Source organism: Egibacteraceae bacterium, from assembly GCA_035540635.1.
Classification (GTDB): Bacteria; Actinomycetota; Nitriliruptoria; order Euzebyales; family Egibacteraceae; genus DATLGH01.
Genome location: DATLGH010000027.1, coordinates 1 through 14994, shown reverse-complemented (window position 1 = coordinate 14994; position 14994 = coordinate 1). Strand labels below are relative to the sequence as shown.

Genomic DNA, 14994 nt, shown 5'->3' with positions numbered 1-14994 from the left:
CTCCTGAACCACCGCCTCCGCTACCGTCCCCATCGCCGGAGCCACCGCCGGCACCACCCCGCCGCCCCGGACCCACCCGCGGACAATTTCCGGCCGCCCCCGGCGCGGTCACGGACGGGTCACAGCCCACGGTGCCCGGGGAAACCTCCCGTTCAGTGGCGTACGGACCGGTGTCGTAGTCCGCCGACAGATTCGAACACCGACCACACTCGAGGTCCTTACGCTCGTCCTCGCGCTCTGGAGGGGACCCCTCCTGGGCTAGCCCCTGGCCGGGCCATAGTGCACTCGTCACAGCCACCCCAAGGGCCAGAAGGATGGTCAAGTATGGAAACCGGCGCATCAGGCGCCTCCTCCATGCAGTACAGGCTGAGCTTGCACCCACTCCCACGCCGCGATGCGGACCAGTTCATCCGCGTGGCGGAAGTTCCTCGCTTGGCTGGGGACGAGTTCGATGGGCGGCATGCGCCCCACCAGCTCCCCGCTGCCGTCATCACCCGTGGCGATAAGCACCGCCCAGTTGCGCTCTACCGGGGTGCCCCGCTCCTCGTCGAAGTAACGGCCCGTGATTTCGACATACTGCCCTCGCCCGCCCGTGACCTCGTCCGGCCAGCTAGCGCCGATGGACGCGGGCGAGGGGCGCTCCTCGTCCCACATTGGCTCGGTGTACGGCTCACCGAGCATGAGGAGCTGATCGCGGATCGGTGGGATCACCTCGTCCCACAGCTCCGTCTTGTTTGTCCACTCGTGGGTCACCTGCTTGTCGTGCACCACTGCGAAGTTGTTCCACCCGAAGGCGACCTCTCCGTCGGCCCACGCCGCCTCCGCCCGGTCGTGCTCGGCGAAAGCGACGAAGCGGTCCGTGGCCCGCAGCTCGGCGAGCACCGGATCGACCGGATCACGCTCAGGCTCAGGCTCGGGGCCCGGCTCGGAATCCACTGGCGTCGTCTCCGCCAGCGGAGGCTGGGCTTCCTCGCCAGCAGGCTCCCGGCCGAGCAGCACGTTCGCCACCAGCACGCCGGCAGCGATCATCATGGCCAAGCAAAGAGCCACGGCCCAGGTGGGCAGCCGCGGCGGTTCGGCCGGGGGCGGGCTCGTCCAGGTCGGGGCCTCGGCCGGGCGCTGCGGTGCGGACATGGGCAGACTCAACCAGCCCGGCCCAAACACGACAACCCACTTTTCCCCAGATCCTCACTTGGCCAGGACGAGCGAAGTCCTGGGCCCCTCGCGACTGCCGGTAGCCGGACACCGGCGTGCGCCCCGCGCGCCGCAGATCTCGGGGGGCTGGACGCGCCGCTGCCCATCCGGTGTCGGGACTGAGTCATCCCACAGGTGACGCAGCCCCGACACCGCAGGCAAGCGCGGCCGCTGCCCATCCGGTGTCGGGACTGAGTCATCCCACAGGTGACGCAGCCCCGACACCCGATCTCAGGCGCGGACGAGCGGAGCGTAGGCCAGCAGCAACCGCTTCGTGCCCGACTCGTCGAAGCGGATGAGCGCCTCTTCCTTGCCGTGGCTGCCCGACAACTCGAGGACGAGACCGGGACCGAAGCGGGGGTGGAGGATGCGGTCGCCCACGGCGACGTCCTCGCCCTCGCCCTCCCCCTCGAGACGGGCGGCTGCCCGCCGCGACGGGCCGCCCTGATCAGCCGACCGGTGGTCGACGAGCTCGGGGGGCACCTCCTTCAAGAACCGCGAGGGCGGGTTGGCGTGGGTGCCGCCGAACAGCGTGCGGCTCCACGCGCTCGTGAGGTACAGCCGCTGCTTCGCCCGCGTCATCGCGACGTAGCACAGCCGCCGCTCCTCCTCGAGCTCCCCGGGGTCGCCGAGCGAACGGTGATGGGGGAACACCGAGTCCTCCATGCCGACCACGAACACGACGGGGAACTCCAGGCCCTTGGCGTTGTGGATCGTCATGAGCGTCACCCGCGACGAGCCGGCGGCGAGATCGTCCGACTCACTGACCAAAGCCACCCGCTCGAGGAACTCGCCAAGGGTCGCGTCCGGCACCAGCTCGGTGAAGTCGGCGGCGACGCTCGCGAGCTCGCGGACGTTCTCCACCCGCCCCTCCGCCTCGATGGTGCGCTCGGCCTCGAGCTCGGCGAGGTAGCCGGTTCGGGTCCACACGGCCTCGACGAGCTCCGGGAGGCTCGCCGCGTCCTCGGCCACGAGGGTGCGCAGCCCGTCGAGCAGGCGCACGAACTCCTTCACCGCACCGACCGCCCGCCCCGACAGCAGGTGGTTTTGCTCCACCCGCCGGCAGGCGTCCATGAACGACACACCCTCGCGGCCGGCGAACAGGTCGAGCGCCTCCTCGGTCTTGGCCCCGATCGACCGCCGCGGCACGTTGAGCACCCGCCGGGCCGACACGTCGTCGGCCGGGTTCACGAGCAGGCGCAGGTAGGCGAGGATGTCCTTGACCTCCTTGCGCTCGTAGAAGCGCGTACCGCCGACGACCTGGTAGGGCATGCCGAGGCGGATGAGCACCTCCTCGAGCACGCGTGACTGCGCGTTGGTCCGGTAGAAGACCGCGCAGTCGCCGTAGGCCACGCCGTGGCGGTCACCCAGGAGGTCGATCTCCTCGACGACGAACGCGGCCTCGTCCTGCTCGCTGTCCGCGGTGTAGCGCACGACCTGCACACCGCCGCCGGCGTCGGTCCACAGGTGCTTGTCGATGCGCCGGGTGTTGTTCGCGATGACCCCGTTCGCCGCGTCGAGGATCGTCTGCGTCGAGCGGTAGTTGCGGTCCAGGGTGATACGCGTCGCGTCGGGGAAGTCGCGCTCGAAGTCGAGGATGTTGCGGATGTCCGCGCCCCTGAAGCCGTAGATCGACTGCGCATCGTCACCGACCACGGCGATGTTGCGGTGCTCGGCGGCGAGCAGCTTCACGAGCTCGTACTGGGCGCGGTTGGTGTCCTGGAACTCGTCGACGAGCACGTGCGCGAAGCGCTCCTGGTAGCCGGCGAGCACGTCGTCGAAGAGCTGGAGCAGCTCGACGGTCTTGACGAGCAGGTCGTCGAAGTCGAACGCGCTCGCCCGGTGCAGCCGCGACTGGTAGAGCTTGTAGACCTCGGCGACCTGGCGCTCGTACCAGCTTTCGGCGCGCAGGGCGTAGGTGTCGAAGTCGATGAGCTCGTTCTTCGCGTTGGAGATCGCGTGCGCGACGCCCCGGGGCGCGACCTTCTTCGGGTCCATGCCGAGCTCTTTCACGCAGAGCGCGACGAGGCGGGCGGAGTCGGCGGCGTCGTAGATGGTGAACGCCTTGTCGTAGCCCAGGCGCGGCGCCTCGGCGCGCAGCAACCGCGAGCAGGCCGCGTGGAAGGTCGCCACCCACATGCCGCCCCAGCGTCGCGTGCGGATGGACCCGTCGGGGTTGCGCTCCACACCGACGAGACGGTCGCCGACCATCCGCCCCACGCGGTCGCGCATCTCGTCGGCGGCCTTGTTCGTGAACGTGATCGCGAGGATGCCGAAGGGGTTCACGCCGCGGTCGCGGATGAGGTGGGCGACGCGATGGGTGAGCACCCGCGTCTTGCCCGAACCCGCACCGGCGAGGATGAGCAGCGGACCCCCGGGGTGGGTGACCGCCGCCCGCTGCTCGGGGTTCAAGCCCTCGAGCAGTTCCGGGCTGGCCGGTTCCGCGACAGGTCCTTCGTCGGCGAGGAAAGCAGCATCGCTCACGGGCCTGAGTCTACCGGTGGGTACCCGGCGGCCCGCCGGCACCCCCGCAGCCCTTCGGGCGTCAGGACGCGCGCCGGGTGACGGCGAGCAGGCACACGTCGTCCTCGCGGCGAAGCTGCGGCAGCACGCCGGCGACGACCTCGTCGCAGAACCCGTCGAGGTCGCTCGTCGAGGCGGCAGCCACGACGCCGAGCAGCTCGTCGAGACCCGCACCGATGCCACGGCTGCGGTGCTCGACAAGGCCGTCGGTGTAGAGCAGGAGCGTCGCGCCCTCGGCGAGGTCGAGCGCGCTCTCCTCGAAGCCCGCTGCGGGGTCGGCACCGAGCAGCGGGCCGTGGACCCGCTCGAGCAGCCGGGCGGAGCCGGCGTCGACGAGCACCGGCGGGGGGTGGCCGGCGCTCGACCAGCGAAGCGCGCCGGTTGCCGGGTCAAGGGTCGCGCACACCACCGTCGCGCACGTGGATCGCGCGCTGTGGCAGAGCAGCCGGTTGAGCCGCGTCACGACCGCCCCGGGGCCGTGACCGTCGAGGGCGTAGGCGCGGCCGGCGTTGCGCAGCTGCCCCATGACGGCCGCGGCGGGGATGCCGTGGCCGGCGACGTCGCCGACGACGAGGGCGAGCAGGCCCCCGGGAAGCTCGAAGGCGTCGTACCAGTCACCGCCGACGTCCACACCGTGGCCGGCCGCCTCGTAGCAGGCTGCGAGCGCCACGCCGGGCACGGTCGGCAGGCGCTCCGGCAGGATCGCGCGCTGGAGGGTCTCGGCGACACCTTGCTGGCGGGTGAACAGCCGGGAGCGTTCGATCGCCTGCGCGCACTGTCCGGCGAGCGTGTCGAGGAACCGGGTCTCCTCCTCATCGCAGGTGTGCGGCTCCGCCCAGGTGACGGTCAGCGCGCCGATCGTCCTGCCGGACGCGACGAGCGCCACGTTGGCCATGCCCTGGGTCCCGGCCCGCTCGAGGTCCTCGGCGATGTGGGGGTAGACGGCCACGATCGCCGCACGGTCGGGGAACATGAGGCTCCCACCGCGGCGGACCGTGTCGGCGGCGGGCACCGCCATGTCGAGCGGGAACTCCGTCCAGGCCCGCACGACGTCGTCGGGCAGCGGCGACATGCTCACGTAGCGGAGGGTCTCGCGGTCCTCATCGAGCAGCGCGACGCCCGCGAACAGGCTGCCGAGGGCCGCCCGGGTGTGCGTGGTAACCGCGTCGGCGACCTCCTCCAGGGTCAGTGTCGCGGCGAGGGTGCGGGATAACGTGAGCAGCTGCTCGCTGTGGTTGAGCGACGCGGTGAGCTGCCGGATCAGTCGCGCACGCTCCTCTTCGGCGGCGCGGCGCTCGTCGACGTTGCGGAAGTACACCGTCAACCCGTCCGGCGCCGGGAAGACCCGGACCTCGAACCAGCCCTCCAGGGGGCCGTAGTAGGCCTCGAGCTCCTCCGGCCGCTGCGTGCGCATCGCCCGGTGGTAGACCTCCGCGAACACCGTGTCGGCGGCTTCGGGGAACTCCTCCCAGAGCACCCGCCCGACCAGGCCCTGCACGTCGCGTTGCACGAGCCGGGCGGCCTGCGCGTTGACGAAGACGACCCGCCAGTTCGCGTCGAACACGACGACGCCGTCGCTGACGTGCTGGAGGGTGCGGCCTGCCCGCTCGCGAGCGGTGCGCAGCACCGTGGTGTCCGCGCTCACACCCAGCATGCGCACGGGTACGGTGCCCTCGGCGTGGACCTGCCCGCGGCTCTGTACCCACGCCGTCGTGCCGTCCGGGCGCAGCACGCGGAACTCGTGGAGGAAACGCGAGCGTGCTGCCAGCGCCGCCTGGATGGCCTCCTGCAACCCGGCGAGGTCGTCGGGGTGCACCCGGGCGAGGAACGACTCGAGCCGCCCGTCGAAGGTGTGGGGGTCCACCCCGTGCAGCTCGGCGACCCGCTCGTCCCACTCGAGCTCGCCGGTCACGACGTCCCAGTCCCACACCCCGAGCTCGGCCACAGCAAGGGCCAGCCGAAGCCGCGCCTCGTCGGAGGCGGTCGGTGAGACGTCCACTGCCAACCCTCCACGCGGACCGCGCCCCGCGGAACAGGGCGGCACAGACGCCCATTCTGCCCCCCCGGGCGGCGGGCACAATACCGGCGCTGAGCCGCGGCCTGCTCAGGACGCGACGCGCTCGAGGGCCTCGGAGCCGCGGCGCTCCTCGAGCAGGTCGAGCACCGCCTGCTCGACCGTGCCCTGGATGGCAGGGTGGCCGAACTCGGCGTCGCCGAGGGACTGCAGCGCTCCGGCGATCGTCCAGCCCGACTCGTAGCGGTCGAACACCCGCGGGTCGATGTAGGAGTTGCGGGCCACGGTGGCGGTGTTGCCGAGGTAGTGAGCGACCTCCTGGACGGTCCGCGACATCGCCCGCTTGCGCGCGGACTGCGACGTGGCGGCGTGCCCGGACACGGCCAGGCCGACCGCGGCGAGCACCGTGGCGTTCCAGGTGCGGAAGTCCTTGGCGGAGAACGCCTCGCCGACGACGTCCTTCACGAACTCGTTGATGTCCGCCGAGGACACGTCGCGCCACCGGCCGGCGTCCTTGTACGCGAGCAGCTCCTGGCCGCCGGAGCGGCGGCGTTTGAGGCGGCTGACGACCGCGAACACCTCCGGGCCGACGATCGACTGGACGCGCCGCTTACCGCCCTTGGCGGGGTAGTCGAACTCCACGGCCTGGTCGAGCAGGCGCACGTGCTCCTTGCGCATCGTGGCGAGGCCGAACGTGTCGTTCTCCTCGGCGTAGGCCTCCGTGCCGATGCGGAAGAAGCCGTGGTCGAGCAGGCGCAGCGCGCAGGCGAGCACGCGGGTGCGGGTCAGCTCGTCGCTTGTGCCCAGGTGTTCGGCGCACGTGCGCCGGGCTGCCGGCAGCGCCCCCGCGAAGTCCACCATGCGGTCGAACTTCTCCGCGTCGCGCCGCGTGCGCCACTGCGGGTGGTAGAGGTACTGCCTGCGTCCCGCCGCGTCGGTGCCGACCGCCTGCAGGTGCCCGTTGGGGTGCGGGCAGATCCACACCGCCTCCCAAGCCGGGGGGATCACGAGGTCCTTGATCCGCTGCAGCGTCTCCGGGTCGGTGACCTTCTCGCCGGTGCGGGCGGAGAAGTACTCGAAGCCCCGACCCCGCCGCCGGCGCGTGTAGCCCGGCGCGGAGCAGTCGACCCGTCGCAGTCTCGCCATGGCTCTGCGACATGCCCGCTCCGAGCCCGTCCTACTCGCCGTCAGGGCTCCCACGAGGCGTTGGCTGGGCCCCCATGGCAGGCCCGCCCCTCGTGCCCGAACGCGAAGGAGGCCCCCGGCGGGGGCCTCCTTCTTGAGTGACGTGCTGCTAGCAGAGGTCGCCGTTGTTGTAGTCGTCGAGCTGCTGTGCCAGTGCGAGGGCCTGCGCCCGCACCGTGGCTAGCTGACCCTTCACCTTCGAGCCGAGGTAGTCCCCGGTCCCTGTGAAGTTGATGGAGAGCAGCAGGGCCTGGGCGTCGTCAACGAGCTTCTGCGCGTCACCGTTGCAGGTCTCCGCGCCGGCAGCCAGGTTGAACCTGGCGGCCAGCATCTGCGCGCCGAGCTCGTAGGCGGCGTCGTTCGCCTTGTTGCGGCCGCTGCTGTCCTGCTTGTTCAGCAGCCGCACCGCCTTGATGCACGTGTCGACGGTGTACTTGCCGATGGTCTGCGGCAGCAGATCCTCGACGAGGTAGTAGCCGCTGGCCGAGCCGCCGTTGCGGTCGGCGTTGGCGGCCTGGTTGCCGCCGGTGCAGCGGTTCCAGTTCTTCCAGTAGCCGATGGTCCGCGGCTCACCGCCCGGCCGGCTGTTGTCGACCTCGAACACGCGCTTCTCACCAGGGGCGACCTGGAACGTGTAGCACATGTTGCCGAGGTTCTCCGGGTTGTCGGGGTTGGTCGGGGTCACGATCACCCCGTCGAGCTTCCACAGGGCCGAGAAGCTCGCCGGCACGTTCAGCTCGCACAGCGTGTAGTCCACGCCGGGTGTCAGCGTCACGCCGCCGAAGGTGAGCTTCCCGTCCGCCTTGCCGAAGGAGGTGTCGGTCACCCCACCGGCGGCAAGCCCCGGGCCGGACAGGCGGAACTGCCAGTCCTTCGTCGGGTCGATCGCGCCGTTGGTCGTCTTGATGACCTCGGCCGAGCCGCGCTGGCGGTTGGTGAACGTGCACTTCACCGTCTCGCCCGGCTCCACCCGGAACGTGGCGGTCGCCGTGTTGACAGCCCCGGTGCTGTTCGCGTCGTCACACTGGATGCTGACGAGGTCCCAGCCGGCGGGCACGGTCTCGCTCGAGGTGTACGTGCCCGGGACGACCTGTCGCGAGGCGGTCTGGCCGTGACTGAGGCTCCCGCTGACGTCGCCGGCGAAGGCGAACTGCTGGGCGGACCCGGCGGGGATGGTGATCTTCTCGATGATGATCTGCCCGCGCTGGGTGTTGGTGAACACGCAGTCGAACGTCCGGCCGGCGTCCGCGGGGAAGTTCACGGCGAACTGGCACGTCCCCGCAGGGCTCGTCTGGTCCCACCCGGACTGGGGCGTCTCGGTGACCGTGTAGGTGCCCTCCGCGGTCAGGTCCACCGGGAACTGGATGAACCCGGCACCGGTGGTCGTGACCGTCGTGTTGGTCGGCACACCCGGACCGGTCAGCGTGAACGTCCAGCCGGCCTCGTGGCCCGCAGGCAAGGTGACCTTGCGAACCTGCGCCCGCGCCGGCCGGTGGGTGTTGTCGAACCGCACGCCGCCGCTGCACGCCGGTAGGGTGATCGTCACGGTCTTGTCCGCCTGGGCGTCCCAGCCGGTCGCCGGCAACTCCCGCACCGTGTAGGTGCCGGGCTCCAAACCGCTCACGGTCACGGTCTTGTCCGTCTGGTTGGCCGTGAAGGTGATCGACTCAGTCTTGACGACGTCGTTCTCGTCGAAGGTCGACCCAGGCGACACCTCAAAGTGGAAGGTCTGCGTCTCGTTGCCGGTCAGGACGTTCGGGATCGTCTTGCGGATGTCGAGGTCCACCTCGGCGTCGAGGGTGATGTCGACCTCCGCGCTCTCCTCGAGCGCCGCCTGGCCGGCGGGTGTGAGCGTCGCGGTGTCAGCCAGCGCGCCGCTGCCCGCCACGACCTGCTCGGCGACGACCTGCTTGTTGAACGTCACCGATCCGCTGCCCGACTGGGTGGCGGAGTTCCAAGTCAAGTTGGTCACCAGTGGCGCGCTGGCGCCTGGCGTGTAGGCCGGTGTGAAGGTCCCCGGGGCGCCCGGGCCGGTGACCGACGTCACCCGGAACTTTAGACCCGTTCCGGTGATCGTCTCCACGTCGCTGACCGTGGCGGTGGCGCCGCTGTCGGCGGGAAGCGTCTGCACGTTGGCCGACGCCGTGGCCGTCGTCGTGCCGGGGATGGGCGCGCCGGTGAGCACGTCCTGGTAGCTGGCGGTTGCCACGTCGTGGTAGAAGCTCGCCTCGCCCGAGGGCCTGACGTGGGTGTTCGTGTAGGACAAACTTCCCGGCGGCAGAGCGAAGGTGCGGACATCCGGCGGTAGCACCGGGTTGCCGAAGCCTGGCCCTGCGTACACCTGGTCCGACACCGTCACCTCGACGGTCCGGTGCGACGGGTTGGTGACCGTGATCGTCGTGGTGACGATGATGTTCTCACCCGGCACGGTGCTCTTCGTCCAGGAGATCTTCACCGTGACGTTCGCCGTCTTCGGGGCCGTCGGGTCGCAGAGATCGTCGAAGCTGATCTCCGCCGGGGTGGCCGTCTTCTCCAGCGTCCACAGGTTGGACGCCCCCTGCTGGGCGCGCATCGTCTTGCTGAGCTCCTGCGGAAGGATCTCCTTCACAGGGATGGAGATGCGCTTCTGACCGATGCCGGACGAGGTGAGCCGCTGGTTCCACAGGTTGGACTGCAGCGACGAGCCGCTGAACTTCGACGCCCCGACTGCCAGCCGCTGGTAGTAGTCGTACACGCAGGTCGTGTTGGCCGGCTGGGTGATCGTCACGGTGCGGTAGATGGTCTGGTGAGCGCCGCCGGCGCCCTGGCCCTCTGGCGTGATCGTCAGCGGCCCCGTGGTTACGGCTTGGCAGGCCGGATCCGACTTTGCCGTGTTGAGGGTCAGCTCGCTGATGAAGTCCCACCCGACGGCCGTCCCGGCGTTGTTGACGTAGTCGCCGGCGACGATGAAGGTGTACGTCTGGGTCTGGTGGGCGTTCACGAGAGTGACCCGGTGGGGGACGAGGTCGAGCTCGTTCCACGACTTGCCGAGATTCCCCGTGGTGTAGTTCTTGTCGTCGCACACGAGGTCCGCCGGGGTGGCGTCCGGGTTGTAGTCGGTCCCCGGGTTGCGGCACCCTTCGAGGGTGAAGCTGATCCGATCGGGGTCATTTGTCGCGTTGGCGGGCGGCGTGGTGAACGGCAACAAGCCCGCCAGGAGCGTCACGGCGAGGATGAGCGCTGTGCGCGCTCGTGCGCGTGGCACAGGCGCCGTCGTGATGAGTGTCGATGACATGGTTTCCCCCTTCGGCACCGGTCCGCTCCGATGCGCTCGCAAGTCGCGTCTCGCCTACACCGGTGAACGACGGCCCGGCAAAGCGGGACCGCCCGGTGCCCCATCAGTGTCGCCCTTGCCGCATGCCCTGGCATCCGGGGTATCCCCCTAACGGGGGGTACAAACCCGGCGAAGCCCTATGGCCACTAGTGGTCCGCGATGAGGTTTGCCACCGGTCGCGCTCCTTTCGCACCCGTCGTGACACACCGAACGGGGGACGAGCAACCGGTGGCGTGCCGTTCAGATCTGACAAGCCGCAGGGCCCGGGCGAGGAAGGTAGCCACCTCCGCGGGGCACCGCGTCCCCTGGGCAGTACCTGTCGGCGGTGCATGCCAGGGCGAACCCGGTGCCTGCGATGGCGCTGATGGCCCCCCGTGGTGAGGTGTCGTCGGCGTCACATCGGAGAAGGCGTCGCGTCGGTCCGCCGCGCCGGCTGGCAGTGAACTCGCCCGCCTCGCTCGTGCCGTGGCCCTTGTCGTCCGCCGGTCGCCGAGAGCGTCGGGGAAACCCATACAGCGATCGAATAAGCACCATAGTCTGCTACAAAGGCGACGGACCGGCCTCGATGAGGCGGCGGGCGGCGGCGCGCCCAGTGGCCCCCCTACCGCTCGAGCGCCCGCCCCAGTTCGGCGCGGGAGCGTATACCGAGCTTGCGGTAGACCCGCGACAGGTGCGACTCGACGGTCTTGGGGCTGGCGTAGACGAGGGCCGAGATTTCCTTGTTCGTGCGGCCGTCGGCAGCCAAGGAGGCGATGCGGCGCTCCGTCGGCGTCAGAGGGCCGGTCGAGCCTGACTCGGTCTGGGGGAACTCCGCTCGGGTGCGGTCCGCCCAGACCGTCGCACCGAACCGCCGGAAGATCGCGGCCGCCTCGGTCAGCGCCGCGGAGGCCGCTGCCGGCTTGCGGTCGCGTCGCTGAATCATCCCCAAGGCGACGAGGCTTCGGGCCAGCTCGAAGGGCGTCTCGAGCCGCTCGAGGCCCTTTGTCGACCGTTCGAGGCAGGTCAGCGCCTCCGGGCGATCGCCCACCGCGGCGGCGAGCAGGCCGCGGGAGCGGTCCGCGATGAGGTTGGCCACCGGCCGGTCCTGCAACGCAAGGAGGTTTTCATGGTCGGTCAGGGCCTGCTCGGCCGCTTCCAGCTCCCCCAGCCCGATGAGCGCCTCGAAGGCGTCGGTGCTCCACGGCGTCTCGTCGACGTCGACGACGCCGGCCTCACGGGCCGCACGTTGCACGGGCACCAGCGCCTGCGCCGCGGCCTGCAGGTCACCTTCTGACAGGGCGATGAAGCCCTGCACCCACCGGTTACGCCACGCCCACCACGCCACACCCTGTTCAGTGGCCAGCCGCAGGCCTGCCTCTGCGGCCGCCCGCGCCTCTGGGTGCTGGCCGAGACAGCCGCGCGCGAAGGCCTCGGCATGCAGCAGCCACGGCTCGATGAGCCGCAGCCCGCAGCGCCGCGCCACCGCCATCCCCTCGCTGCTGTACGTGAGCGCCATATCCCAGCGGGCGGCGCGGCATTCGAGCGTCGCGAGGTGGCCGAGCAGATAGGGCAGTTCGTCGTCGCGGCCGCGCAGCAGGAGCCGTCGGTGCAGCGCTTCGAGGCCGGCTCGGCCGGCTTCGAACCGACCGGCTGCGGCGTGGCAACGGGCGGCCTCGACGTCATGGCTCACCGCGATCGGCAGGGCGGCGTCGCGCGCACTGCCAGCGGCGCGCTCGAGCTGATCCGGTCGGCCTCGTCCCCGCGTCACGCGAGCGAGGGTTGCCGACAGCGTGAGGCTGCCCGCAAGGGCTGCCCCTTGCCCGGATCGGCGGGCCTCGATGAGGGCCTCCGCGGCGCGGCAGCGAGCACTTCGGGCATCCCCTGACAGGAGCTGCATCCAGGCGAGCTCTCGGCTGATTGTGGATGCGAGGGCTGGCGTGTCGGTCGCCTCTTCAGCGGCGAGCACGAGGAGCGTCACGGCGGCGCCGAGCTCACCCCCGTCGCGTCGCAGCTCGGCGAGCGCGAGCAGCGCCTCGGCGCGGTCAGCCCCGGGAGTGGCACCTGCGGCGGCCTGTTCGAGCAGCGGCCTCGCGCTGCGGACATCCCCGACGCCGCGGTGGTAGCGCGCGGCGAGGATCCGCCGCTGCGTGGCGGCGGAGCGCTGGTCGCTCGGCGTGAAGCGCACGGCCCGGGTGAGGTGGTCCACGGCCAACGACATCGCTCCACGGGCGGCGGCCCGGCGACCGGCCTGCGTGAGCCTGTCGGCGAGGGCGGCGTCGACGCTGGTGGCGGCCAGGGCCTCGTGACGCACCTGCTCGTCGGGGTTGACGACGGCCTGGCCTAGGCGCTCGTTGGCCTTGCGGCGCTGCCGCAGGGTGGCGCGGCTGCAGATGACCGACGGCAGGATGGGGTGGGCGAACCGCACCCGTTCGTTGGTGACGCTCACGAGGCCTCTCGCCATGGCCGGGTCGATACCATCGGCGCCCGCAGCCGCGTGGCCGCTTGCCGCCTCCATTTCCGCCAGGGTGGGGTGCGACATGCATGCGGCGATGAGCAGCAGCTCTTGGGTGGTCTGCGGCAGGGCGTCGAGCTCGTGAGTGAACGGTCGCGCAAGCACTTCAGGGATCGGAAAGCGGTCGGGACGCAGTGGCGGGTCGCCGCGCCGGTGCATCTCCTCGGCGATGAGCAGCGCCGCGCCCGGGTTCCAGCCGGTGGCGACCCCGAGATGCTCGATGGTCGACAGCGTCGGCTGGGAGATGGCGTGCGCGCACACCACGTCGATGAAGGCTTCGCGTTCCAGCGGGCCCAGCGTCAGCACGTCGCTGGGGTGCCGGCCGGCCCGCGTTTCCAAACCGGCCGCGTCCGCCTGCTCACGGAGTGTGGCGAAGACGCCGATGGGCTCCGCCTGCAGCCGTCGGAGCGCGAAGGTGAGCGCTCTGCGGGACTCCACGTCGGCCAAGTGCAGGTCGTCGACTGCGACAGTGACGGGTGCCTGCTCGGAAAGCGTCCGCAGCATCGCGAGGACACCTCGAGCTACGGCGCCCTCGTCATCCGTGCGGTGCCCGTCAGCAGAGCCTCGGCGCAGCAGCGCCGTTTCCAGCGCAACACGCAACGGCTCGGCAAGACCGCGGGAGGCGTCGAGGACCGGTTCGAGCAGGTCAATAAGGAGCGTGTAGGCGAGCTTGGACTCGTCGGCCGCCGCACGCGCTGCCAACACCCGGTGGCCCCCAGCGGCCGCTCTCTCCACGGCATGGGCCCACAGGAGCGTCTTGCCCATGCCGACCTCGCCGACGACGACTACCACCCGGCTGCCGCGGCGAATGTCAGCGAGGAACGTCGCGACCGCCTGCCTTTCGCCGGAACGGCCGAGCAGCCGCGCCGCCCCGCGCGCGCCGACTGCGGCGTCTCCACGATCTGCCATCGGGTGAACTCAAGCCTTCGGGTGTGATGGACCTCAATCCTCGCCCGCGAACGCACCGCGGTCATCCTCAAGATTGACGAAATCCCGCATGCGGAACTCGCCATGTGCGAGATCGGCCAGCCATCCACTTCACCCCCGGAACCACAAACGCGGGGCGGCCCCCGGCACCAGTGGTGGTGCGGGGGCCCGCCGGGTCCAACCTCACTGGGGCCACCCTCAGTGGAGTGGCACGGCCCCCCAGCCGATGTGGACATGGCCCATGTGCATCGCGTCGTTGAAGTGCCCGGCCTGCGGGCGGAAGTCGGCGAAGGGGCTGCCGACCTCCCGGGGCCTTCGCGGCCCGTCGAGCGACGCGAGCCAGGTCACGAGCGCCCTGGCCCGGGCGCTGCTCACGCTCACGCGTTCGCCGTCGATCGCCGCGATGTCGACCGCGCGTCCCAGGTAGTGGTTCGACACGCGGTTGGTGCCGGCCACGTGCTTGCTGTGGCCGGTCTGCAGCGACACGACGGTGATCTCGTGCTGCCGCGTGAGCAGGGCGAGCAGGTGGAGAACCCGCCCGTCGATGCGGCCGGCGGCGATGTCGGCCCGCCCACCGGGATAGACCTTCAGGCGGGGATTGAGGAGCAGCGCGTCGACGTCGAGCGGGAGGAGCGGCGCCTGGGGGTCCCACGCGCCGTCGACGTAGCGGCGGGCGATGTTCAGGACCCGCTCCACGTACCACCAGGCGTGGTTGTAGCCGTAGAGCGCCTCGTGCAGCGTTTCGGGGTCGCCGCCGCCGTGCTCGCACAGGTAGGAGGCGGCGCTCAGCACCGCGTCGTCACGGTCGTTGACGTCCGCACGGCCGTCACCGTTCGCGTCGAGCCCGAACGCGCGCCAGCTCGCCGGCATAAACTGCATCGGCCCCCGGGCGCCCGCCGAGCTCACGCCGAGGTTGCGGGCGTGGTTGGTCTCGACCTTGCCGACGGCCGCGAGCACCGGCCACGGCAGGCCCGGGCAGATGATCGTCGCGGACTGGTAACGCGCGAGCATCTCCTCGGGGATGTCGTCGAGGGCGTGCTGTGACGGCTCGATACCGGACAGGGTGAGGTAGCCGAGCCAGTCCGAGGACAGCAGGGCACTGCGCTCACCGGTCCACAGGTCCACCCGGTGGCCGCCGCTGGCTCGCACGCCTCTGCTCCCGGACCGGCCGGCGGCGGGGCGGCTTCCCGCCTGCGGAGGCAGGGCGAGGGCGCGGGCACTCGGCGTTGGGGCGGGAGCAGCCGTGGCCGGCGCCCCCTTCGCAGGCTTGGCCTTGGCCGGTGCGGGCGCACCATTGGTGACGCCCGAGGGTGCCGGGGTGGGGGACTTCTTGGGGGGTTTCTTGGG

Annotated in this window: 7 protein-coding genes; all 7 read right to left on the bottom strand. The window is 70.9% G+C overall.

Features of this window, described 5'->3' with window-relative positions:
• Positions 1 to 339 precede the first annotated feature (339 nt).
• The gene (locus VM324_04930) at positions 340 to 1038 is read right to left on the bottom strand and encodes a hypothetical protein (GenBank protein ID HVL98618.1); all 699 of its coding nucleotides are present in this window, start codon (positions 1036 to 1038) and stop codon (positions 340 to 342) included.
• A gap of 387 nt (positions 1039 to 1425) precedes the next feature.
• A complete protein-coding gene (gene pcrA, locus VM324_04925; protein HVL98617.1) occupies positions 1426 to 3678 on the bottom strand; it encodes a DNA helicase PcrA in 2253 nt (750 codons plus the stop codon).
• A gap of 61 nt (positions 3679 to 3739) precedes the next feature.
• The gene (locus VM324_04920) at positions 3740 to 5716 is read right to left on the bottom strand and encodes a SpoIIE family protein phosphatase (protein HVL98616.1); all 1977 of its coding nucleotides are present in this window, start codon (positions 5714 to 5716) and stop codon (positions 3740 to 3742) included.
• A gap of 105 nt (positions 5717 to 5821) precedes the next feature.
• On the bottom strand, positions 5822 to 6877 hold the full coding sequence (locus VM324_04915; protein HVL98615.1) for a hypothetical protein: 1056 nt from the start codon (positions 6875 to 6877) through the stop codon (positions 5822 to 5824).
• A gap of 148 nt (positions 6878 to 7025) precedes the next feature.
• The gene (locus VM324_04910; GenBank protein HVL98614.1) at positions 7026 to 10190 is read right to left on the bottom strand and encodes a hypothetical protein; all 3165 of its coding nucleotides are present in this window, start codon (positions 10188 to 10190) and stop codon (positions 7026 to 7028) included.
• A 640-nt stretch (positions 10191 to 10830) separates the two neighbouring features.
• Positions 10831 to 13629, bottom strand: a complete 2799-nt coding sequence (locus VM324_04905) for a helix-turn-helix transcriptional regulator (protein ID HVL98613.1) — start codon at positions 13627 to 13629, stop codon at positions 10831 to 10833.
• A gap of 216 nt (positions 13630 to 13845) precedes the next feature.
• Positions 13846 to 14796 (bottom strand): lytic transglycosylase domain-containing protein, encoded by a 951-nt coding sequence (locus tag VM324_04900; protein ID HVL98612.1) that lies wholly within the window; start codon positions 14794 to 14796, stop codon positions 13846 to 13848.
• Between the last annotated feature and the right edge of the window lie 198 nt (positions 14797 to 14994).